Here is a 23,564-nt window from a genome sequence, read left to right on the forward strand (position 1 = left end):
CCCATCCAGGAGCAAGGGTCATGGCACTGAAACACATTGGCGATCTGCAGGAAAAACGGCGTTCCGCTTTGCTTGATTACTGCATCGGCCATGCGAGCCGGGCGAAATACCCTTTTGTGGAAACCTTGGCAGATTTGTTCGAACTGCTGCGCATGGATCCGCTGGACACCTACGCTGTGAAAAGTTCTTGGGTGGCCGAAGCGACCAGTTGCGCGCAACAGTACATTCACGCGGTGTACCGCAAACTTGAACCCGGTTATCCCAATCACCAGTTTCCCGCCAGCGATCTGGAAGAGTGGGGACTGTGCAACAACATTTCTGACTGGGCTGCCTTGCAGTTGATCAGGATTTACCCGGAACAAGTCGTCAACCCGTTTGTCCGCCAACGCAAGAGCAGCCTGTTCAAAACCCTCGAAAACGACTTGAACCAGACCCGCTTGAATGCCGATTCGGTGCAGGCGGCCTTGCAGAACTATCTGCAAGGCTTCGAGCAGACCTGCGATCTGGATGTCATCAGTTGCTACATGCACGGCCACACGCCTGACCGCGCCGATTACTATTTTGTCGGTCGTCAGCGGGTGCCGCCGTTCCTGTACTTCTGGCGCAAGGCCGAGATTGAGCTCACGTCCACCTGCGTTGCTGTCAATCCGGCGGCCTGGGGCGAATGGCGGGAAGTGGGGATCCAGCCAGCGTATCGGGTGCTGGATATTCGCGCGGTATTCTGGAACGGTCGGTTGTGTCTGGTCTGGGCCGAGTGGAGTGACAAGGTCGAAGGTAAAACGGATGACGACTTCATCCCCGACAAACTGAGCGTCAACCTGGCCTTCATGACGCAGAACGGTCAATGGTCGGCGCCGCTGACTTTGTACAGTGCGCAAGCAGAGCCCGAGGATGCCGAGGATTTTCAGCTGATTGCCACGGTGTGGATCGATATGGGGTCTCCCAAAGGCAAGCTGGGGGTGTTGATTCCGGTGAAGGACAACGAATCAACTCCGGTAAAACCGGTGATACACAGGATTTACGATGTGCTGATGCGGCCCGACCTGACTGACGCAGGTGGCTGGCTGGATGTCGCGCAAGACCGGTTTAAAACGCCCGAGACGGTGCAGCATCCATTTAACCTTCAGGTGACGATGACCAGCGCGGTAAAGCCTGTCGGTTCCATGGCGGGTTATCTCGATCTCCGGGCCACGGCCCAGCGTGTCGACGAGAAAGATGTGCTGACCGTCAATGGTTTTTGCAGGCCTACGGGGCTGCCCGCCGGCGTTCCAGTAGAGTTCGAATTGACCTTGGTCGGCGGTGCCGCTACGGATCCTGGGCCTATTAAAGCGAAGTTTTCGCAAGCCGGAGACTGGGCCACTGCATCGCTGAAATTCGAACGTGACAAAGGTACTTGGCCCAGAGGCACAACCTTCACTCTCAACGCTACGGAAACCGGGTTTGGCGGCAAGGAATTCAAACTCGACATCGTCAATCTGGCGGACTTCACTCCGCCAAAACTGCTGAAAAACACCACCGATTCCGCGCAGTTTATTGCCTACGAATTGCCGGTTCCCTACCTGAAATACAGTCGCCTGAACTCACAGTTCGGCCCTGAACTGGTACTGCGTTCCAGTATCTCCGTCGACGCTGTGCTGGACTGGGATACACAGTTTCTCGTGGAGCCACCGCCAACCGGCAGTGAGTTCGACGAGCCCAACGGTGCTTTCGATGGTGCCAACGGGTTGCACTACTGGGAGTTGTTTTTCCATCTGCCGCATCTGGTGTACACGCGTCTGCGCGATGAAGAGCGTTTTGCCGATGCGCAGAAATGGCTGCACTACGCGTTTGATCCGCAAGCCATCGCCGATCCCGACAGCCCCGCCCCCAAAGTGTCGTACTGGCGCTGCCGGCCGTTGGCGAACGACGCCGGCAATCCCGGCTGTGAGGCACTGGCCCCCGCCGATCCGGATGCCATCGGCTATTCAGCGCCCAAGCACTTCAGGATTTTGATGTTCTGCGAGTACGTGAAAAATCTCATGGCTTGGGGCGACTGGTATTACCGTCAACTGACCCGCGACAGCCTGGTGGCGGCCAAATTGTGTTATGTGCAAGCCGAATTCCTGATGGGCAAGCCGCCTGTGGCCCGAGCGGTGAATCGCTGGCAAACCGCTACTGTGGCAAGTCTGTTGGGCGCAAGCAGTAGCCGTCCGGCGCTGGAGGCGTTTGAACAGTCGCTCGCCTTCAGTCTGGCGGATGTCCCGTCCGGTTCCGATATTGCGCCAAAGCTCGGTTTGTTGGCTGCCGGGCCGTTCAGGATTCCCATCGATCAAGCGTTGATGGATTTGTTTGACGCTCCGGGTCAACGTCTGCACAACTTGCGCAACAACCTCACCCTCGATGGCAAACCGCTGGATATCCCGCTTTTCAGCCCGCGGTCCGATCCCAACGAGTTGCTGCGCTTTCTGGCTTCGGATGGCGTGGGTGGGCCACGGCCGATGGGCGGGCGGTTGGTTGTCGGCGCGTTTCGCTGGCGCACCGTTCACGACATCGCCTCGCGTGCGGTGCAGGTGCTAGAGGGGTTCGGCAATCAGGTACGCGATATGCTCGAACGACGCGCGCGTGCCGAGCAGGAAGAACTGCAGCAAACACATCTGGTGGAATTGGGCGACTACTCCCGAACCGTGCAGGAGCAGTCCATCGCTCAACTGGAGGCCAGCGTCAGGGCGCTGGAGCAGAGCCGGGACGTGGCGCTACAGCGGCAGCAGGCCTACGCGCAGCGCTATAACGAGGACGTGTCGGCGGTTGAATATCAGGTCATGGCGAGCTTGAAACAGTCGAAAACCCATGCCTTGACCGCCAAAATCCTCAAACCCACCGGAGCGGTCATCGCGGCGTTGCCAAAAATCTTTGGCGTGGCCAATGGCGGGATGAAACCCGAAAATGCGATCGATGCCGTGTGCTTCAGCCTGGAAATCGCCGCATCGATGTTGCAAATCGACGCCGACGGTCAGGCCACTACCGAAAGTTACCGTCGCCGCCGCAACGAATGGGCGCTGCAACGTGATCAGGCCGAGTCCGAGGCCGCCGGCCTCAGTGTGCAGGTCGAGGCACAACGCCATGCGGTCACCGCGGCTCGCACGAACCTTGCACAAACCCTGCGGGCCAATGCTCAGGCGCTGGCGGTTTACAACTTCCTGAAAAAGCGCGCGAGCAATGCCGAGTTGTTTGGCTGGATGCTTGGCCAGTTCCAGGCTTTGTACTATCAGACCTATGACGCCGTGATCAGCCTGTGCCTCAGTGCCCAGGCGTCGCTGAATGCTGAAACCGGCGATTACGATGCGCAAATTCCCTTGCCCAATGTGTTTCTGGAACAACGTCATGGTTTGACAGCCGGCGAGCATTTGCGCGTGCATTTGCTGCGGATGGAGCGCGAATATCTGCAGCGCTACGAGCGTCGGCAGGAGTTGGTGAAAACCGTTTCCTTGCGCAAATTGTTCAACGACAAGGTTGACCCGCAGCCTGGTATCGCCAGCTGGGACGTTGCGCTCGCCCAGCTACAGACAACCGGCACACTGGAATTCCAGCTGACCCAGTTGCTCTTCGATCGTGATCATCCGGGACACTTCTGCCGGCAGATCAACTCAGTGGAAATCGACCTGCCGGTGCTGACCGGACCGTTCGAGGATGTGCGGGCGACCTTGCTGCAGATCTCAAGCAAGACGGCCACCCGGGCAACGACGCAGTCAGTGCAGTACTTGCATAAACCTGGGGACGTGGCGCCTGGCGACGTGTTGATCAATTTGCGCAGTGGCCAGCAAATCGTGTTGTCGGTCGGGATCGCCGACAACGGTCTGACGGCCATGAAACCCGATGAAGGCTTGCTCAATAGCTTCGAGAACACCGGCGCGGTGTCGAAGTGGATGCTGTTTTTCCCTTGGCATTTGAAGCAACCGCAAAAAGACATGCTGCTCTCCATGACCGACTGCATCGTGCGTATCCGCTACACGGCCAAGGTTGGCGAGCCGACCTTTGTCAGCAAAGTAATTGATCTGGTTGACGAATTTGAAAGTGCCGCGCGCAACAGTCAGGTCAAAGGAGTGGGCCAGTCATGAATGAGCCGATCGTTCAAGCGAAGCGGAATCTGCTGTTCAATGGTGATTTCAGCGAAGGGACACAGGGCTGGAAAAAAAGCGGTCTTTCGATCGGTGTATCGGAAGACTGGTTCGCCGAGGAGCGAATCATACTGCTGCACCTCTCTCATAACAGTGCTGTCAGCCAGGAGTTGGAAGTCCCCAGGAAAACCGCCAGCGATGCGCAATACCGGCTGAGTTTCCTGTGCGAGACGATCCACCAGCAGTCGGGATGGCTATACCTCTTCAAGGGTTCGGAAGAAATATTGAAGGTAGAGCTGAAACCCGCGGTTGGCCGCAACCATGAAGAGGATGTGGCCCGATTGGCGGCCGGGCAACCTTTGGAGTTTGTCCCGAATGAATATGAGCAAGCGCTGAATTCACCACTCGACGCCGGCGATAAGCTTCGTATAGAGATCAATAGTCCGCAAAACAACGATGGGGATTACCACTCGAAAGTGCGTATTACCCGCATCAACCTCCAGTTGCACCTGGCCCCGTTGAAACTGCAAACCATGAAACTGGATGATCAGGTTCTGGACGAGGGCAGCACGTTGTATTTTTGTCTGGGGGCAACCGACGACAACCCACACAGTTTGACGTGCGAACCTGAACCGGAGAATGCCTGGGAGAATACCGAGGCAGCACTGACCCTTACTGATAATCCACAGCAAGCGATCATCGTCAAACCGGGGCCGGAGGTTGAACAGTTGCTGACAGGGAAATGGTCGTTCTACTGTCCAGTGGTCGGTGATGGGGATCTATATTCGCTCAAGCTGAACCTGATCAACCGCTACAACTCAGAGCCTTATACGATCCCGGTATCGCTGGGACATCATCGCCTGGAGTTTCGCGAGAGACTCGAAGCCGCGTATCACCCGGTACTGGAACATCAGCAAAGCGTGCGTCTGGGCGTGCGGGTGGCGTCTTTCTATACGCATCAGCCCCTCGCGGGTCAGACGGTCAACTGGTCGACGGAAGAGCGGGTGATAGCAGCCTCTGTGTCCGATGAGTACGGTTGGGCTTACGTTGTTTTTGAGCCGGCGAAGGCGGGAGAAGTGGTCGTCGTGGCGTCGGTCGAGAGTCGTTACTACGCCAATGGGGTTTACACCGAACCGTTCACGGTGCACGTACTGCCCACTGATCCGTGGAAGGACTTGCGCGCCGTTGTCGAGGATACCGAGACAGCCTGGGATGCGAACGGTTATCCGAATCGTGGCGACATCTATGACTTGCAGGTGCGTCTGCCGCAAAACAGTCCATTGCTGGACACTGAGCTGTCCTTGCATTCGAGTGGCGACAGTCATCAACAACTGGGCGTCGATGTCAGTCCACCCCTTGCGAAGTGGGTGCCGGTCACACCGTCCGACACGCACTGGACGCTGCGCTGTGGTGATGAGCTCGACGGCCGTTTCCTGCTGTCGCTGATTTGCTCGAAACTGTTGCTGCCATCGCCGGGCAAACCGATGTCGCTGGCGCGCAATCGGGTCAGGGTCGGCGATGTGCGCGAAGCCAACAAATTTCCGGTGGTCGATGAGCAGGAAAGCGTGTTGTTGCGTGTGCAAGTCGTGCATGAGACGGCATTCGCTGACGGTGACCCGGTTCGTAACGCGTTGGTCGACTGGCACACGCCTGAAGGCATTATTACTGCCCGGACCGGGGCTGGTGGCTGGGCAAACGTGTTCTACCCCCCATCAGCAGCCCGTGATTTGAAGGTCACCGCCCACATCAAGGCGCACCCGGAAGCCGTGCCGATCACTCGGGAGTTCGAGGTCCGGGCGATCGCTACCAGCCCCTGGAAGAGCGAGGTCGAGATCCGGTTGGATGGTGAGGTCGTCGAACGCAATACGCTCGGTCTGGTTTGTCGAAAAGGGCGTTCGCACACCTTGAGCGTCACCCCTTTGCCGGGCAGTCCTTGGGTCGGCAAAGCCATCAGCCTGCACTGGCGTGGCGATGATCCCGATATCGGTTTACAGCCTTCCGATTTGGGGAAAGGCAAACCTTTGGCAGCGGCGGGGGTGCAATGGACGCTGAGTTCAGCGGCGCAAGACAGCACCAGCAGGCTGTTTGAGCTGGAGCTGCGTCTGGAAGGTATCGACAGTGTTCGAGAGTTGTCCGGGCGCCTGTTGTCTGTAGATTTGAGTACGGAGGTCAGCCTGCTGCTGGATCAGATCCGGGCTGCGCCGGACGAACAAGCGCTTTATCCGTGTCTGCGCGCCATTCACTGTTTCAATGTGTTGCCCAATGCGTTAAGCCCGCTGTTGGGGTTGCAGGCCGCGCTGAGTTGGTTGGGCGATTCACCAGAGCAGCTCAATGCAACGATTGTCCCCCCGCTGGATGATTTCCAGTTATTGAGTGATGGAGGGGCGATCTGGAAGCTGAATTTTTCCGCCAGCGAGCAGCCCGGTCGATTCGCGCTGAAGTTTGCCTTTCCTGAGCTGGGTTATGTCTCCGAAGCCAAATCGATGGTGTTGGGCCATAACAAAGTGAGGATCCATGCCTTGCGCGAAGCAGCCGTGGATCCGGTCGTGGGCCAGGCCCCCGCCTGGCTGTGGGTACAGGTGTATTCGCATTTCACCGACCGTCCGGTGGAGCTGGTTTCGGTGAAATGGTGGGACGGCATGGATGGCACGACAACGTCCACCGACTCCGAGGGCTGGAGCGGTTTCGACTTCCGTCCAAAAACCGGCGGCATGCATTCGGTGACGGCGCTGGTGGACAGCTACTTTGACAACTTCGAAGACACTCGCACGGTAGCCGTCAAAGCGCAGCTAACGGATCCGTGGGCCGGCTTGATGGTCAGTTTCGACAACAAGCCGGAACAACTGTGGGGTGAGAAAACCTGTTTCCCGCGCCGCAAGGGCCAGCACCGGATCGATGTGAAAGCCGCGGCCAACAGCGCATTGCAGGATCACGGTCTGGCACTGGGGATGACAGGGGCCGGGCCAATGGAACTGGGCATACGCTTCGATGAGCCCGCGCTCGGCGAATTCAAGCGTTTCAGTGAGAACGGACTCACCTACTTCTATTCCGTTGGAGATCTGAAAAATGCCCGTTTCGGGCTGTGTTTTGCTTCCGAACGCTTGGCGAGTCTTTCTCCCGTCAACGCGATGTCTTTGGGGGAAGGCGCACAAGTGGTGAAAATCGCCGAGCGTTCGCGGGTCAGTCAGACCTTGCTTTGGGGCGAGGCGGTGTCTGAACAGATCACCGTTGTTTCTGCCATCAGTGGCAGGCCGATGGTGGGGATGACCGTTGTCTTTCGCAATGAGGATCTTGGCGAGGTGACGACGACCACCAACTTCTACGGCGTGGCGCGGATCCGCTTTGTGCCCAAGACTCCCGGAGCGGCGCAACTGATCGCGACGGTGGGGGATGCGCAGTATTCGGAATCGATTTCGTTGCCGTTCTTCCTTCATGCGCCTCGAGAGATCAAAGACCTGTTCAGCGACAATTTGACCGGTTATCCGGGGCAAGAGATTTCAGCGCAGGCTTTGGTGGTTTCAGCTACCGGCGAGCCTTTGGCCAATGTCGAAGTGATCTGGGAGTGCGACAACAAACCATTGCCGACAACGCTGACGGATGCCGAGGGCAAGACGAAGGTGTATTTGGTCCTTGGCATGTCACAAAAGTTTTTACTATGCGCATCGGTGAAGGGCGGGGTAGCGGGATGGAACGTCAGGACGTTGATCCTCGATATCGTCGAGTCACGTTTTGCGGCCGTCGAGTCGGTTGTCGCTACACCCAATCCGGTTCCGGTCAATCAGTTGGTGACGATGACCGCGCGGATCGTCGACAAGCAATCGCGAAAACCCATGCCATTCAGAAAAATTCTGGTGTCACGCAACAATGCGCCCTTTATCGAGGGGCTTACCGACAGAGAGGGGAAATACACCAGCGTTGGCAGGCCTGTGCAGGTGCCGCAAGTCATGTCTATGACCGTCAAGGTCGAAAATCCTGACGGTTCTTCGGACACTGGCAGCGTACAGGTCGAGGTGGTGACTTGATCAAAGCGCCGCACTTCTTTTCCAGCTCAGATACCGCGTCACCAGTTCGGCCCCCAACTCGGCGGGCCGAACATCCACCACCGGAACCCCATGAGCACTCAACCGCTCATGGAGTTCTGCCCGTTCATTCAGGTAACTCACCGTGCCGCAGTAAGCCAACGCCTCGGGCAGGGTTTGCACCGCTGACTGGCGTAACGTATCCAGTGTCTCTTCGCGCAGACTGGCGACCAGTACCCGATGTTGTGCGCTCAGGCGTTTGACCGCGCTCAGCAGTTCCTCATCGTCCTCATCGCGCAGGTTGGTCACCAGCACCACCAAGGCCCGGCGCTTCTGTCGCGTCAGCAGTTGATTGGCAGCGGCCTGATAATCGGCAGGGCGTTGCGTGCTGTCGAGGTCATAAACCGTGTTCAGCAACACGTTCAGTTGGCCGCTGCCTTTGACCGGCGCGAGGTGGCGTGGGTGTTCGCTGGCGAAGGTACTCAGGCCCACCGCATCGCCCTGGCGCAACGCCACATAACTGAGCAGCAGGCAGGCATTGAGCGCGTGGTCGAAGTGCGACAGTTCATCATCCTGGCTGCGCATGCGTCGGCCACAGTCGAGCATGAAAATGATTTGCTGGTCGCGCTCGTCCTGATATTCGCGGGCAATCGGTGTGCGTTGACGGGCGGTGGCTTTCCAGTCGATCTGACGCAGGCTGTCGCCTTCGCGGAATTCGCGCAGTTGGTGAAACTCCAGACCCTGACCGCGACGTTGCCGCTGGCGTACGCCGAGCTGGCTGAGCCAGTTGTCCACGGCCAGCAACTCACCGCCGTAGAGCCGGGCGAAGTCGGGGTAGACACGGGTCTGGTCGCGGACATTGAGCAGGCGTTTGCCTGACCATAACCCCAAAGGGCTGGGCAGGTTGATTTCGCAGTGGCTGAAGTTGAAATGCCCGCGTTTGAGCGGGCGCAGACGGTAGCCGAGCAGGCTGCGCTGGCCGGGTTGCAATTCAATCGACAGTGGCAGGTTTTCGAAACTCAGGCCTTCTGGCGGATGGTCGAACAGTTGAATGTGCATCGGCTCGCTGAAGTCATGTTCGACTTCCAGACGCACTTCACCCCAACGGCCGAGTGCAAGACTGCCGGGCATTTGTCGAGTGACGCGTGGCGTCGGCAGACGTTTGAGGCGCAGCGCATCCAGTATCGCCAAGGCCAGCAACGCCAGCAGCAAGCCCCAGTTGATCGAGATCAGGCTCGCCGAGATCTCGATCTCCAGTGCGCGCAATGTGCCCAGCACAATGCCGATGGCCAGCAACAAGGCCAGCCAGATCAACAGCAGGCGCGAGGGTTTCACAGACGCGGCGCCGCAATCTGCTCAAGCAGTTGCTGGAGCACTTGATCGACCTGCAGGCCTTCGATATCCAGCTCCGGGGCAATGCGCACCCGATGACGCAGCACCGCCAGCGCGCAGCCTTTGACGTCGTCGGGAATCACGAACTCACCCCCACGCAGCAAAGCGCGAGCGCGGGCACAACGCACCAACGCAATCGAGGCGCGCGGCCCGGCGCCGAGGGTCAGCCCCGGCCAGGTGCGCGTGCTGCGCGCCAGGCGCACGGCGTAATCGAGCACCTGATCGTCCAGCGGCAAGTCACTGGCGATGCGTTGCAAGGCTTGCACGTCCTTGGCTTGCAACACGGTGCGCAGTGGTTGCACATCGAGCATGTCGGCGCGGGTCGAACGGCAGACCTGACGCACCATGTTCAACTCCTGATCGGCGTCGGGATAATCCATGCGCACCTTGAGCATAAAACGGTCGAGTTCCGCTTCGGGCAGGGGATAGGTGCCTTCCTGCTCAATGGGGTTTTGCGTCGCCAGAACCATGAACGGTTGCGCGATCGGCAGGGCGCGACCTTCGAGCGTGACCTGACGCTCCTGCATCGCTTCGAGCAAGGCTGCCTGGGTTTTTGCCGGTGCGCGGTTGATCTCGTCGGCCAGCAACAGGTTGGTGAACAACGGGCCTTTGCGCAGCTTGAACTGCTCGGTTTGCAGGTCATACACGGCGTGGCCGGTGACGTCGCTGGGCATCAGATCCGGAGTGAACTGAATCCGCGCAAACTCGCCGCCGAAGCAACGGGCCAATGCCCGTACCAGCAGGGTTTTACCCAGCCCCGGCACGCCTTCGAGCAGCACGTGGCCGCCGGCGATGAGCGCCGTCAGCACGTCGTCGATCACCTGATTCTGGCCGATCAGGGCCTTCTGCAATTCGCCGCGCACTGCCTGCGCCAACTGGCTGGCACGCTGGCGTTGCTGGGCGGCGTGGCTGGCGCTGCCGGGCTCGATCTGTTCAGTCATAGCGTGTTCCTCAGAGTTTGCAGGTGGGCGACCTGGCGGCAGAAATCGGTGCTGGATATGCGCCGGTTCGGCACCGGGCTCAGGGCCTGGCTGATAGCGCGGGTGGGTTGCCGGGTCAGGCGCGACAACGCCAGCCATTGTTCGGCAACGTTCAATTGATCAAAGCCAGGATGCCGGCGACGGGCGCGGCGCAGTACATCCTGTTGCAGGGCTTGCAGCAGCGCTTGTTGACCGTTGTGGCGCAACAGGAAATCGGCACTGGCACGCAGGTGTTCCTGCAATTGCCGACGTCCACTCGGAGCGGGCAATTGCAGTGGGCCGTTGCGCACACCGACGTGCCAGAGCCACAGGCCGATCAAGGCGAGCAGGGCGACGATGGCTTGCGGGAAGTAGCGCCAGAGCAAGGTCAGCAGGCCGTCGTGCTCGGTGTTGTAGATCAACGCAACGTCGGTGTCGGCGCTCAGGTACCAGAGCAGCCAGGCGTTGTCGTATTGGCTGATGGTGTTGTTTTTCCACAACTCGGCGTCGGTGACCACGGTGATCGTGCCAAGGCTGTAGGGCAGCTGCATCATGTGCGTGGCCTTGGCACTGTTGGCCCAGGCTTGCGCAAGATTCTTCGGGTCGTCGAGGTGGAAGTCGGTGTCGAAACCGGCGTAGGCCGGTGCGTCTTCGTCTTCCAGATAGAGTTTGGTCAGTTTCGGAAAGCGATCTGGCTCAACGTCGGCGGGCAAGTCTTTCAGATCCTTGCTCAGGGATTGATGCAGTTGCACCCGGTCGAGCAACAGGTCGTTGCTTTGTCTGGTCTGCTCATCCCACAGCGATTCGGCGACGAATACCAGACGCCCGCCGGCGCGCGTCCAGTTCAGGATCTGATCGACCTGACGCGGAGTCATGCGAGAGCGGTCGTTGAACAGCAGAAGCGTATGCCGGCGCGGATCGATATCGGGGAGCACCGCGAGGCTTTCGGCATGGCTGACCATGAGCCCACGCTCACGTAAAAAGATCTCCGCCGCCAGATAAGGATTGGCTTGCGCGGCGGGCGAGGGGCCGTGATCGACTTCTTCCTGATAAGGCTTGGCCTTGAGGTAGAGGAAAACGCTCAGCGCGCCCAGCAGCAAGGCGATCAACGCAGCGATCCAGCACAGTGTCCGGCGACTCAACGGGCAGCTCCGGGGCCAAACAAGGCGCGCCAGCCATCACACAATTCCTGTTGCATGGACGCCGGTGGTACGCGATGCCCGTAGGCCATGTTCTGCCAGTGATTGGTCAGTTTGCGGCTGAAGGCGAGCAGTTCGGCGCGCTGCAATTGCTCCACGTGTGCCAGCACCTGGAGTTCGGTGTCGGCGGGTTTCAGGGTCAGGTCGAAGTCGTGGAACAGATGGCTGAGCAGCCCTCGATACAGCAGGCCCAGCGCTGCACGGGGTTGGCTTTGCCAGAGTTGTTCGGCATGGGCGGCGATGTCGTCAGGCAAGGTGTCGCGGTTCAAATCCAGACCGAAGGCTTGCTGCGGCAACGCGCGTTTCGGTTTGGCAGGCAACCTCGGTCGGCGGCTGACGAAGGCTTGCAGAAACTCGCGATAACGCCAGATCAGCCAGCCCAGCGCAGCAATGACCGCGCCCCACAAAAGCACCTCGATGACCTTCGCCAGCACGTTCAAGTGTTGCCCGTCGAGCCAGCCCAGCAGGGTTTTCAGCCACTGCGGCGCTTCACCCGGTGTTTGCGCTTCGGCAGGTTTCGCCGGGTCGTCGCCAAAGCGATAGCGGGTGACGGATTCCTTGTTCTTGAACGGCGGGTGCTCAAGCAGTGCCTTGATGCTGTCACGGGATGCCTGACTGGTGAGTGGCTGATTCAACAGTCGCGGCGCCTGTGGACTGTCATCCGGCTCGGCGGCCCACGCGGAAGGCACATTCGGCAGCAGCAGAAAGACCGCCAGCAGCACCCCCAAAACACCGTTGTTGAGACGCTGTCGCAAGCGGCGGAACACCAACTCGATATCCCATGCTTCCAGCTGTGTGCGGCGGTTCAGATAAAGGCTGAAGCCGCAGGCGACGTAGATCGGCTCCCACACCACCAGCACCAGCGCGTAGAAAACATTGGTCAGGTGTTCGAGCCAGCGCCAGTCGTGATCCGCTGCGAAGATCAGTGATTGCCAGTCCCAATCTGTTTCGATCTGCTGCGGCAACAGCATATAGAACAGCACCATCAGGCCGATCCACAGCGCAGTCTCCAGATGCACGCCGATAATGGTCAGCCACTGCGCGGCACCGGCGTTGCGTTGCAGCAGCACTTGCAGGCGTTGCTGTCGGGCATTGCCATCGAGGCCTTCGAGTTGCACTACCGGCAGCAGAAAGCTGCGACTCAAACTCAAGCGGCGCCAGGTCAGGCTGGCCAGCAGTTGCGGTTTGAGCAGGCGCGGCCATTCGCGCAAGGCTTGTTTAAGTGTCGGCGTTTCGCCGAACAGCGCTTTCGACAGGATGTACAGCGGCAGGCGTTCATACGCTGGTTTCAGCCACCAGAAGATAAACACCGCCAGTGACGGCGAATCCCAGAACAACAGGCTGAGCAAAGCGAACAGCGGCAAGGTGACGATCGCCCAACTGGTCATCAGCAGACGGCGATGTTGCTGGCTCATCAGCACGCCGAGGTCCATGGCCTCCCATGTAGTGCGCGGACGGATCACCACGGTGGCGTCACTCAGGCGCATGGCGGGTCCTTCCGGCGAACAACAGATAGACCACGACCAAAGCCCAAAGCCCGGCGCCGACCAGATATTTGGTCAGCGGCGTGACGCTGGTTTTCGATGACCAATAGGCTTCGATAAACGCAGCAATCAGCAGGAACAACATCACGCCGCACACCAGCAGCACACTTTTGCGCGCCGCCCGTTTAAGCGCTTCGCTGCGGGTCAGCCGCCCGGGAGCGATCAACGCCCAGCCGAGTTGCAGACCGGCCGCGCCGGCGAGGGCGATGGCGGTGAGTTCAAAGGCGCCGTGGGCGATGACGAATGACCAGAAGGTCTGGCCGAAACCGATCTCGCTGAGATGCCCGGCGACCGCGCCGATGACCATGCCGTTGTAGAACAGAAAGAACGCACTGCCCACGCCCATCAGCAAACCGCTGGCGAAGGTCTGAAAGGCGATGCCGATGTTGTGCATCACGTAGTAACCGAACATCACCCAGTCTTCGCTGGCCGCACGTTCGGCGGGGCGTCCGAGGTGGCCGGCGACCGGGTCGTACATGCCTTGCATCTCGCGCACTTGATCGGCGGGGATCAGGTTGTAGACCAGTTCGGGAAACACATACACCAACACGCCGACGCTGATCAGGCTGCCGAAGAACAGCAGGCTGGCGACCAGCACAAAAGGCCATTCGGCGCGCACCAGACGTGGGAAGTCGGCGAGGATGAAACTCAGCAGATTGGCGCCGAGTCGGCTGCGATGACGGTACAGCTGTTGATGTCCGCGCAGTACTTGTTGCTGCAGCGAATCGATGAGGAAACTGCTGTAACCACGCTCCTGAGCCAGCGCCAGATGTTGGCAAAGCCGTCGATAGGCCTTGGGGAAGCCGCCGACTTGCGAGGTGTCCTTGCCATGTTCGAGGCGTTCGAGGGCCAGCGCAAAACGCTCCCATTCGGCCTTGTGGCGACTTTCGAAAAGGCTCTGCTTCATGTCGGGCCCAACAAACCGCGAGCGATGCCGTTGAGTTCAGCGACAGCTTTGGGAGCAGAAATATGCAAAGGCTGGGCGAGCAGCGCCGCCAGTTCATTGACCCGCGCTGGCGATAAATCACCTTGGCGCTCGGCAAAACCCAGCACGGCGCGTTGTTCGGCGAGTGTCAGGGCAACAGGTGAGCGGCGAGGTTCGGCATCAGGCAGTTGCGGACGCATCAGCGGACGTTCGCTATAGATCACCAGCGTACCGGCAGCCATGTCACCGAGGCGTTTGAAGGCCGGGTGGTGCAGGCAACTGAGGGTGCCGAGGAAGTAGCCGAAGGGCAGCAGATCGACAAAACGCAGCAGATTGCGCAGCAGTGAGGCCGACCAGCCAATCGGTGTGCCGTCGTCGTGCACCACGCGCAGCCCCATCCACTGTTTACCCGGCGAGCGGCCCTGACGCAGCACTTCGAACAGCACCATGTACCACCAGCTGATCGCAAACAGCAGCAGCGAACCAAGACCCATGCCGAGCTTGCCGAGAAACGCCAGGGCGATGAACAGCACGCCCATGATCACGCCGCGTATGGCCAGATCGATCGCGAAGGCCACGGCACGCACCATCAACCCGGCAGGACGCAACGGCAGGTCGATACCTTCCGGCGTTTCGACCTGATGCCGCGTATCCAGCGGCGGGGCCAGCGGTGCTTTCCTTGGCGGTGCTGTGGGCTCGAGCATGGGCTACCTGATGTTCGCCTGTTCGGGATGCAAGTGAGGCCGATGCTAGCAGCCTCTCGGGGGAAAACGACATAACTATGTATTGCACATCGTAAAGCGCGAAGTGTTTGAATGACGCGAGGCTGGCCGCGAGCGCGGTCGAGCGCCTAGACTTTGCCGATCTTCAGTTCAGGAACCGCCTGTGACTTCAATCTTCTGGTACGACTACGAAACCACTGGCATCAATCCGCGTAATGATCGCCCGTTGCAGGTGGCCGGGATTCGCACCGACCATGCGCTCAATGAAATCGACGAGCCGGTCAATCTCTACTGCCAGCCCAGCGAAGACATCCTGCCGCATCCGGCCGCTTGCGCGATCACCGGCATCACCCCGAGCCAGCTCGCCGAAAAGGGTTTGAGCGAAGCGGACTTCATGACGCGGGTGCACGCTCAACTGGCGGCACCCGGCACCTGCGGCGCCGGTTACAACACGCTGCGTTTCGACGACGAGATGACCCGTTACAGCCTGTATCGCAATTTTTTCGACCCGTACGCCCGGGAGTGGCAGGGCGGCAACAGCCGTTGGGATCTGATCGATGTGGTACGCGCCGCCTATGCGTTGCGTCCTGACGGCCTGGTCTGGCCGACCGATGACGAAGGCCGGGTGACGCTCAAGCTCGAACGCCTCACAGCGGCGAACAATATCGATCATGGTCACGCCCACGAAGCCTTGTCAGACGTGCGCGCCACCATCGCACTGGCGCGGTTGATCCGCGAGAAACAGCCAAAACTGTATGACTGGCTGTTCCAGTTGCGCAGCAAGCAAAAGGTCATGGATCAGATTCGTCTGCTGCAGCCACTGGTGCATATTTCCGGGCGTTTCTCGGCCGCGCGCAGTTATGTCGGTGTGGTGCTGCCATTAGCCTGGCATCCCAAAAACCGTAACGCCTTGATCGTCTGCGATCTGCACCTCGACCCGCAGGGGTTGCTTGATCTGGACGCGCAGACCCTGCGCCAGCGGTTGTACACGCGTCGCGATGATTTACTGGAAGGCGAGCTGCCGGTACCGCTCAAGCTGATTCACATCAACCGTTGCCCGGTGGTGGCGCCGCTTTCGGTTTTGCGCGCGCAAGATCAGCAACGGCTGGGGCTGGACATGGCGCTGTATCAACAGCGAGCACTGCGGCTAACTGACGCACAACAAAGTTGGAAAGATAAAGTTGCAGAGATTTATGTCAGTGAAGATTTCACGCCGAGCGAGGATCCGGAACAACAGTTGTACGACGGATTTATCGGCGACCGCGACCGGCGTCTATGTGAGCAAGTCAGGAGCGCCGACCCGGCACAACTAGCGCAAGAGCAATGGCCTTTCGATGACGAACGTTTGCCCGAATTACTCTTTCGATATCGCGCACGTAACTTTCCCGAGACGTTGAATTTCGAAGAGCAAGAGCGCTGGAGAATATTTTGTCAGCAGCGTTTGTCCACGCCTGAGTTCGGCGCACCGAATACCTTGAAATCTTTTACCGAGGCGGCCGAGCAATGGTCGCTTAATGCCACGCCGATGCAGAGTGAGGTGCTCAATGAATGGCAGAATTATGTCCAGGCATTGCGCAAACGTTTGAATCTTTGAAATCGAACATGACCGGGCTTAAATGCCGGGCATAAAAAAACGCCAGCATTCGCTGGCGTTTGTTTTTTCGCGGATCGCTCTGCGAAGGCGTTACGGCTTAGCCCAGCAGGGTAGCCCAGCCTTCAACCACGTCACCGCCCCACTTGGCTTTCCACTCTTTCAGAGTTTTGTGGTTGCCACCTTTGGTTTCGATGACTTCGCCGTTGTGCGGGTTTTTGTATTGTTTAACTTTGCGAGCACGCTTGGTGCCGGTAGTTTTTACAGCGCCGCCACGTGGAGCTTTGGTTTTTGCTTCCGGGTCCAGCAGCGCGATGATGTCACGCAGCGACTTGGAGTATTCGCCCATCAGGGTGCGCAGTTTGCCTTCGAATTCCAGCTCGGTTTGCAGTTTGTCGTCTTGGGACAGGTTCTTCAAACGGGCTTGCAGCTCTTTGATAGCTTCTTCGGTGGCGCGATATTCGTTGATCAAGGACATGATTACTACCTTAGTAGAGTGCGGGATGGCAGGGTGACAGTGCCGCAATAATAGTCAGGCTGTTTCATCAAGTAAACATTTAACCGGAGTTTTTATTTAAATTAGTTACGAGAAACTGCGTTCTATTGAATATTCAGTTAAATAGTGTGATCCAGTCATCACAGATATTCACAGTTGCCTGATCAAGCGATGTCACACGCTGGCCCTCAGCTTGATGGTGACGCCAGCGAAAAACCGGAGTGCCGGGCCTGGCGCGCACCGATGCTGATCAATACTGCAGTTTTCCCCCGCAGCCGCTAGAATGGCGGCCTTTGCGAAGTTCTGGAGTTTCCCCCTCATGCGCACTTTCCGCCTGGTGATTTCTTGCCCGGACCGCGTTGGCATTGTTGCCAAAGTCAGTAATTTTCTGGCAGCCCACAACGGCTGGATCACCGAAGCGAGCCACCACTCGGACAATCAAGTGGGCTGGTTCTTCATGCGTCACGAAATTCGTGCCGATTCGCTGCCTTTCGGTATTGAAGTGCTGCGCGAGAAGTTTGCACCGATCGCCGAAGAGTTTTCGATGGACTGGCGCATCACCGACACCGAGCAGAAAAAGCGTGTCGTGCTGATGGCCAGCCGCGAGTCTCACTGCCTTGCTGACTTGCTGCACCGCTGGCACAGCGATGAACTGGACTGCGAAATCTCCTGCGTGATTTCCAACCACGATGACCTGCGCAGCATGGTCGAGTGGCACGGCATTCCTTACTACCACGTTCCGGTCAATCCGCAAGACAAGCAACCGGCCTTCGACGAAGTGTCGCGCCTGGTCAAACAGCACGATGCCGAAGTAGTGGTACTGGCGCGTTACATGCAGATCCTGCCGCCGGACATGTGCCGTGAATACGCGCACAAGGTCATCAACATTCACCACAGCTTCCTGCCGTCGTTCGTCGGCGCCAAGCCGTACCACCAGGCGTCGTTGCGTGGCGTGAAGCTGATCGGTGCGACCTGCCATTACGTCACCGAAGAGCTGGACGCCGGTCCGATCATCGAGCAGGACGTGGTCCGCGTCAGCCACAGTGACAGCATCGAAGACATGGTGCGTTTCGGCCGTGATGTCGAGAAGATGGTGTTGGCGCGTGGCCTGCGTTATCACCTCGAAGACCGCGTGCTGGTGCACGGCAACAAGACTGTGGTGTTCTGATCGAACCCATGCAGGCTTGAAAAACCAAGGGTCTGGGCGTTCAATCGCTCAGACCCTTGTTCATTCAAGCCCCGAGGAAATGTTCATGAGTGATCCACTGGACAAAGCCACTTCCAAAGCACCGGCAACTTTGGGCGAGGGTTGTTTGAGTCGATATGATCCCGAGGACATGAGCCCGGAGGATGGTACCGAGTTTCCCGGCGCTGCCGAGTTGTGGGAACAACTCAAAGAGCAGGAGCAGGACGACGTCAAGAAGCCTGTCTGACGTTCATCAGCTTCTTCAACAGCGGCCGCCCCAACATCAACAGAAACACCGGGCCCCCCACCACCAGATAGAAGTAATACGTCACCACCCGCCAAATCAGAATCGCCGCCGCTGCGGTGGATTTCCCTACCATCGGCGCCAGCAGCGCTGCCGACGTCAATTCCGCCGCCCCGGCACCGCCCGGCAGCAGACTGAATTGTCCGGCTCCGAGCGAAAGCATCTGCACCAGAAAACTCCACGCCCACTGCAAGTCGGCGCCCAACCCGCGCAGCGCCAGATACAGCACGCTGTAACGCAGCAACCAATGCACGCACGTCAGCGCGAAGACCTTGATCAGTGTCTGCAAGGGCAACTTCAACGTATCGGTAAACGCGGCGAGAAAATGCAGCAACTTGCGCGCCCAGCGACGGCGGGTGCTGGCCTTAACGTTCATCCTTGCCAGCAGACGACCGCTCAGGCGAATCAAGGCGCGGTGATAACGCGCAACCAGCACGCAACTGAGCAAACCGCCGAACAATGACACCGCACTGACGCTCAGCAGCCACTCCAGCCGATCGCTGAGGTGTTGAAACAGCGCATAAATCAGAATTCCGCTAAGGGCGCAGAGAAAGAACAGCAAATCACTCAGTTGATCCATGGCAAACACCGCGCTGCCCCGCGCCGGCCGCACACCCGAACGGGCCAGCAGGGCCATGATCGTCAGTGGTCCGCCACTGCCGCCGGGTGTTGCGCAATAAGCGAATTCGGCGGCCATGACCACGCCAAGACTCTTCAAGGGTGTTACGCGATCACGTTGATCGCCAAGCAACAACCGTAAACGCAGGGTATTGATGCCCCAGCACAGCAGGATCATGCCGAACATGATCAGCAGCCAGTGCAAAGGGAAACTTTGCAGCCGCGCCCAGGTTTCGCCGCCGCCGAGCACAACCGGAATCAGCACTGCCGCGAGCAGGCCGATGAGCAACAGAATGCCGCGACTCATGCGACGCGTTCCAGTCGACCGCACTGTTGAGCGAGCCAGTTCATTTTGGTCATCGGTACGCGTCCTTCGTTCAGCAGTCGTTCAAGAGTATGCAACCAGTAGTCGCGGGAGAAGCGGTGGCGCATGTCCACCGGGTGCAAGCCTAGCCGAATCACCGGCGCCTGGCACCAGCGCTGTTCCCGCTGCTCGCAGACCAACTTTGACAGGCCCCGGCGCCAGGCACTGCGGGCGCTCCAGACCAGACCGGGGGCGTCGATAGCGGTGAAATCCGGCAACCGATAAAGATGCTGCGGATCGCTGGTGTAGCTAAACGGCAATTCACGCAGGGCCTGGCGGGTGCCGTCGCTCATCAGCCACGCCGGGGCGACGAAACCGTGCAGCGGCCAGCCGCGGCGCTGGAAAACATCGATGCCATCGCGCAGGCGGGCGAGGGCGGTTTCGCGGGACAAACGATAGAACTCGCCTTCATGGGTGTAGACCCGGCGCATGAACCAGTCTCGTGGTGTCGTTGGGCGGGGCTCCTGGTCATCGTGAAAATAACCATGTAACGCCAACTCATCGCCACGGGCGGCGCGCGTGTCGAGCATTCGACAAAATGCCGGGTGAGCGTCGAGGGTGTTGTGCCGGTGGAAGTTCGGTACGACCAGCCACGTCATTGGCACATTGCCCAATGCGTCGACCGCCTCGACAAACGGTTGGTAATCCGTCCACGTCGACGGTGCCACGTCGTGCAATACCAGCAACACGGCGGGATTGTTCATCGATTCAACCATTGGCCACCCGCGGCAGCGTTTGCCCAAGTACCGCGTGATAGTGGCCCAGCAAACTGTCGACCACCGTGTCCCAGGCGTAGTGGGTTTCGACATGCTGGCGGGCCTGTGCGCCCAGTTTGCCGCAGCCGCGACTGAACAGTTCGCGCACGGCATTGGCCATCGCCTGCGGGTTGTTTGGCGCGCACAGCAGGCCGCAAGACTCAGTGACAATCTCTTCGAACGCCCCGGCAGCCACCGCCACCACGGGAATGCCGCAAGCCATGGCTTCGAGGATCACCAGGCCAAAGGTTTCCTGATCGCCGGCATGGATCAACGCATCGGCACTGGCCATCAACTGCGCGACGCGTGGCGCGGGGCAGAATTCGTCGATCACACTGACATTGTCCGGCACTGCCGCCGGCATCGAAGAACCGACCAGCAACAAGTGATAACGCGGGCCAAGGCGTTGCATGCATTTGAGCAGCACCGGCAGGTTTTTCTCTTTCGAACCGCGTCCGGCGAAAATCAGCAACCGGGTGTCTTCGGCGATGCCCAGTTCTGCGCGCAGTTGCGGGTCGCGGACACTGGGGTGAAAGGTCTGCAGATCGACGCCCAACGGTTGCACGAAAACATTGCGTACACCGAGGCCGCTGAGCTTGTCAGCCATGACCTGGCTGGGTGCCAGGACCCGATCGAAGTTGCCGTAAAGCTTGGTGACGTATGCCTCGATATTCGGCGTGACCCAATGGCCCATGCGATTGCTGATCAGCAGCGGCAGATCCGAGTGATAGAAGCCGATCACCGGCACATCGAGCTGCCGCCGGGCATCCAGCGCGGCCCATGCGGTCAGGTAAGGATCACCGACTTCGATCAGATCAGGCTGCAAATCCTGCAGGACATTTCGCCAAGGCGCGAGGCGTACAGGGAAGCGATAACCCTTGCCGAAGGGCAGGGCGGGGGCGGGAACCGTGTAAATACCGTCGTGTTCGCCGAAATGCGCACCTGGAATCAACAGGCTGTGGCGAATGCCGGGTTTGACGCCCAGCCGGCGGTGTTTGGCATCCAGATAAGTGCGCACGCCACCGCTGGCCGGGGCGTAGAACATGGTGATGTCGGCGATGTGCACGGTGATCAACCCTCCGCTGCGTGGTTCTCCCTTGGTTGACCTTTATCAAGAATAGATGTTCGGTCGGGATTGCGCGGTGGGCTGAAGAGCGCCCTCACCCTAGCCCTCTCCCGGAGGGAGAGGGGACTGACCGAGGTGGATGTTGGAGGTACGCCGACTTGAGAGACCTGAGTCGAACTCAGGTTCTGAAAAGCATGAAGATCTGCTCCCTTTCCTCTCGCCCTTTTAAGGACGAGGGATCAGACCGTGGTGGATGTTGGAGGTACGCCGACTTGAGAGACCTGAGTCGAACTCGAATTTTGAACAGCACGAAGATCGGCTCCCTTTCCCCCTCGCCCCCCTGGGGGAGAGGGCTGGGGTGAGGGGGTAAGGCTCTTGATCTTCAGATACGGAAGCTGCCAACCAGTTGCTTCAGACGCGAAGCCTGCTGCTCCAGATCCGAACAAGCCCGCAACGTCGCCTGCAAGTTCTCCACACCTTCCTGGTTCAGCGTGTTGATCTCGGTGATATCGACGTTGATCGACTCAACCACAGCGGTCTGCTCCTCGGTCGCCGTGGCCACCGACTGGTTCATGCCGTCGATCTCGCCAATGCGCTGCGTCACGCTGTTCAAGCGCTCCCCGGCAAGGTTGGCAATTTCCACGCTGTCCTGGCTGTGGCGCTGGCTGTCGCTCATGGTGCTCACCGATTCACGGGCGCCGACCTGCAGCTCCTCGATCATGGTCTGCACCTGTTGCGCCGATTCCTGGGTGCGGTGTGCCAGATTGCGCACTTCATCGGCCACCACAGCAAAACCACGACCGGCCTCACCGGCACGCGCCGCTTCAATCGCCGCGTTAAGCGCTAGAAGGTTGGTTTGCTGGGAAATGCTGGTGATCACTTCGAGAATCTGGCCGATGTTCACGGTTTTGCTGTTCAGCGACTCGATATTGCTGCTCGACGCGCTGAGCATGCTCGACAGCTGATTCATCGCTTTAATGCTGCGATCCACCACTTGCTGGCCGTCTTCAGCCAGGCCGCGCGCGTCGCTGGCCTGATTCGAGGCTTGTGCGGCGTTGCGGGCGATTTCCTGCGCGGCGGCGCCGAGCTGGTTGATCGCCGCCGCCACACTGCTGGTGCGCGAAGCTTGCTGATCGGAGTTGTACATCGACGAGTTCGACGCAGCGACCACGCGCAGCGCGACTTCGTTAACCTGGCCGGTCGCCGAAGACACTTCGCGGATCGAGCCGTGAATGCGCTCGACGAAACGGTTGAATGCGGTTCCGAGGATGCCGAACTCATCGTTATTGACGATGGTCAGGCGTTTGGTCAGGTCGCCTTCGCCATCAGCAATGTCTTCCATGGCGCGGGTCATCACGTGCAGCGGCTGGATCAGCAGGCGGATCAGCATGCCAAGCAGGGCGATGATGATCGCCACCGCGATCACGGTGGCGATCACGGCCGAGGTGCGGAACTGACTGAGCATGGCGAAAGCCTGATCCTTGTCCACCGACAGACCGATGTACCAGTTCACCGACGGCAGGCCTTTGATTGGCGCGAAGGTGACGATGCGGGTCTTGCCGTCAACGGTGACTTCGCTGAAGTCGCTGCTGATGCGCGGGGTGTCCTGCGGATAGGCTTCTTTCAGTGATTTCATCACCAGCGCCTTGTCCGGGTGCACGAGGATCTTGCCGTCGGCGCTGACCAGGAACACGTAACCCATGCCGTCGAAGTCGCGGGCGGCGAGGGTGTCGACCAGCGATTGCAGGCTCAAGTCGCCACCGACCACGCCCACGCTCTGACCAGCCTTTTTCGAGGCGGTGGCGATGGAAATGATCAGTTGGCCAGTCGCGGCGTCGATGTACGGCTCGGTCAGGGTCGAGGTACTGCTGCTCTCGGCACCTTTATACCAAGGGCGCACCCGTGGATCGAAACCGTCGGGCATCTTCGCATCAGGACGGATGGTGAAGTGGCCAGTGGCATCGCCGAGGTAGGAAGCCATGAACGTCGACGTCAGGGCTTTCTGTTCCAGCAGGCTGGCGACATTGGCCGGTTCCGGGTTGATGGCGATGTTCTGGGCGGCGTTCTCGATCAGCAGAATGCGACCGCTGAGCCAGGTCTGGATATTGCCGGCGGTGACTTCGCCCATCTCGTTGAGATAGTTGTTCAGGTCATCGCGGATCGCATTGCGCTGTAGCCAGTCGTTGTACAAGGTAAACGAGGCGAAGGCGGCAATGACGATAAGGGCGGCGGCAAGCAAGATTTTATGGCTGAAGCGCAGATTTTTGTTCATGGCTTGGGGTTCCGCTAAGGTCTTAATGTCCAGGGCGTGCTTTTATAGAAGCGCGCAA

16 protein-coding genes are annotated in these 23,564 nt (G+C 59.3%); 5 read left to right on the forward strand and 11 right to left on the reverse strand.

The genetic code is table 11. The features are described from left to right. The first annotated feature begins 20 nt into the window (after positions 1–20). Both KBP52_RS24990 and KBP52_RS24995 read left to right on the forward strand, forming a co-directional pair. A complete protein-coding gene (locus KBP52_RS24990; RefSeq protein WP_212621188.1) occupies positions 21–4,094 on the forward strand; it encodes a neuraminidase-like domain-containing protein in 4,074 nt (1,357 codons plus the stop codon). Further along, positions 4,091–8,116: a hypothetical protein gene (locus tag KBP52_RS24995; protein ID WP_212621189.1), complete on the forward strand. Its 4,026-nt coding sequence runs from the start codon at positions 4,091–4,093 to the stop codon at positions 8,114–8,116. Before KBP52_RS24990 ends, KBP52_RS24995 begins: the two co-directional genes overlap by 4 nt. Here the strand turns inward: KBP52_RS24995 and KBP52_RS25000 are convergent, their stop codons facing one another. The 6 genes from KBP52_RS25000 to KBP52_RS25025 are packed head-to-tail and all read right to left on the reverse strand — an operon-like array spanning position 8,117 to position 14,836. Next, on the reverse strand, positions 8,117–9,448 hold the full coding sequence (locus tag KBP52_RS25000) for a DUF58 domain-containing protein (RefSeq protein ID WP_212621190.1): 1,332 nt from the start codon (positions 9,446–9,448) through the stop codon (positions 8,117–8,119). Beyond that, complete coding sequence (locus KBP52_RS25005; RefSeq protein ID WP_212621191.1) at positions 9,445–10,446, reverse strand: MoxR family ATPase; 1,002 nt, start codon at positions 10,444–10,446, stop codon at positions 9,445–9,447. The genes KBP52_RS25000 and KBP52_RS25005 overlap by 4 nt, the downstream gene beginning before the upstream one ends. After that, complete coding sequence (locus KBP52_RS25010) at positions 10,443–11,606, reverse strand: DUF4350 domain-containing protein (RefSeq protein WP_212621192.1); 1,164 nt, start codon at positions 11,604–11,606, stop codon at positions 10,443–10,445. The genes KBP52_RS25005 and KBP52_RS25010 overlap by 4 nt, the downstream gene beginning before the upstream one ends. After that, positions 11,603–13,150, reverse strand: a complete 1,548-nt coding sequence (locus KBP52_RS25015) for a DUF4129 domain-containing protein (RefSeq protein WP_212621193.1) — start codon at positions 13,148–13,150, stop codon at positions 11,603–11,605. The genes KBP52_RS25010 and KBP52_RS25015 overlap by 4 nt, the downstream gene beginning before the upstream one ends. Beyond that, the gene (locus tag KBP52_RS25020; protein ID WP_212621194.1) at positions 13,137–14,114 is read right to left on the reverse strand and encodes a stage II sporulation protein M; all 978 of its coding nucleotides are present in this window, start codon (positions 14,112–14,114) and stop codon (positions 13,137–13,139) included. The genes KBP52_RS25015 and KBP52_RS25020 overlap by 14 nt, the downstream gene beginning before the upstream one ends. Next, positions 14,111–14,836, reverse strand: a complete 726-nt coding sequence (locus KBP52_RS25025; RefSeq protein ID WP_212621195.1) for an RDD family protein — start codon at positions 14,834–14,836, stop codon at positions 14,111–14,113. Before KBP52_RS25025 ends, KBP52_RS25020 begins: the two co-directional genes overlap by 4 nt. A gap of 181 nt (positions 14,837–15,017) precedes the next feature. On the opposite strand from KBP52_RS25025, the gene sbcB reads away from it, so the two are divergent. Continuing rightward, positions 15,018–16,448 carry an exodeoxyribonuclease I gene (gene sbcB / locus KBP52_RS25030; protein WP_212621196.1) on the forward strand — a complete coding sequence of 477 codons (1,431 nt, stop codon included), beginning with the start codon at positions 15,018–15,020 and terminating at the stop codon, positions 16,446–16,448. 97 nt (positions 16,449–16,545) lie between these two features. Here the strand turns inward: sbcB and mvaT are convergent, their stop codons facing one another. After that, entirely contained in the window at positions 16,546–16,923 is a 378-nt protein-coding gene (gene mvaT / locus KBP52_RS25035; protein ID WP_008058684.1) for a histone-like nucleoid-structuring protein MvaT, read from the reverse strand. A gap of 337 nt (positions 16,924–17,260) precedes the next feature. Here mvaT and purU point away from each other — a divergent pair, with 337 nt between their 5' ends. Together purU and KBP52_RS25045 are read left to right on the forward strand one after the other, a co-directional pair. Continuing rightward, entirely contained in the window at positions 17,261–18,109 is an 849-nt protein-coding gene (gene purU, locus KBP52_RS25040; protein ID WP_007912774.1) for a formyltetrahydrofolate deformylase, read from the forward strand. A gap of 85 nt (positions 18,110–18,194) precedes the next feature. Next, positions 18,195–18,374 carry a hypothetical protein gene (locus tag KBP52_RS25045; protein WP_034153438.1) on the forward strand — a complete coding sequence of 60 codons (180 nt, stop codon included), beginning with the start codon at positions 18,195–18,197 and terminating at the stop codon, positions 18,372–18,374. Here KBP52_RS25045 and KBP52_RS25050 read toward each other — a convergent pair. The 4 genes from KBP52_RS25050 to KBP52_RS25065 form a co-directional block, all read right to left on the reverse strand. After that, the gene (locus tag KBP52_RS25050) at positions 18,358–19,356 is read right to left on the reverse strand and encodes a lysylphosphatidylglycerol synthase transmembrane domain-containing protein (RefSeq protein WP_212621197.1); all 999 of its coding nucleotides are present in this window, start codon (positions 19,354–19,356) and stop codon (positions 18,358–18,360) included. The genes KBP52_RS25045 and KBP52_RS25050 overlap by 17 nt on opposite strands. Continuing rightward, the gene (locus tag KBP52_RS25055; RefSeq protein ID WP_212621198.1) at positions 19,353–20,129 is read right to left on the reverse strand and encodes a DUF2334 domain-containing protein; all 777 of its coding nucleotides are present in this window, start codon (positions 20,127–20,129) and stop codon (positions 19,353–19,355) included. Before KBP52_RS25055 ends, KBP52_RS25050 begins: the two co-directional genes overlap by 4 nt. Next, on the reverse strand, positions 20,122–21,243 hold the full coding sequence (locus KBP52_RS25060) for a glycosyltransferase family 1 protein (RefSeq protein WP_249122212.1): 1,122 nt from the start codon (positions 21,241–21,243) through the stop codon (positions 20,122–20,124). The genes KBP52_RS25055 and KBP52_RS25060 overlap by 8 nt, the downstream gene beginning before the upstream one ends. Before the next feature lie 373 nt (positions 21,244–21,616). Further along, a complete protein-coding gene (locus tag KBP52_RS25065) occupies positions 21,617–23,506 on the reverse strand; it encodes a methyl-accepting chemotaxis protein (protein WP_077574297.1) in 1,890 nt (629 codons plus the stop codon). Positions 23,507–23,564 lie beyond the last annotated feature (58 nt).

The organism is Pseudomonas sp. SCA2728.1_7 (assembly GCF_018138145.1).
Classification (GTDB): domain Bacteria; phylum Pseudomonadota; class Gammaproteobacteria; order Pseudomonadales; family Pseudomonadaceae; genus Aquipseudomonas; species Aquipseudomonas koreensis_A.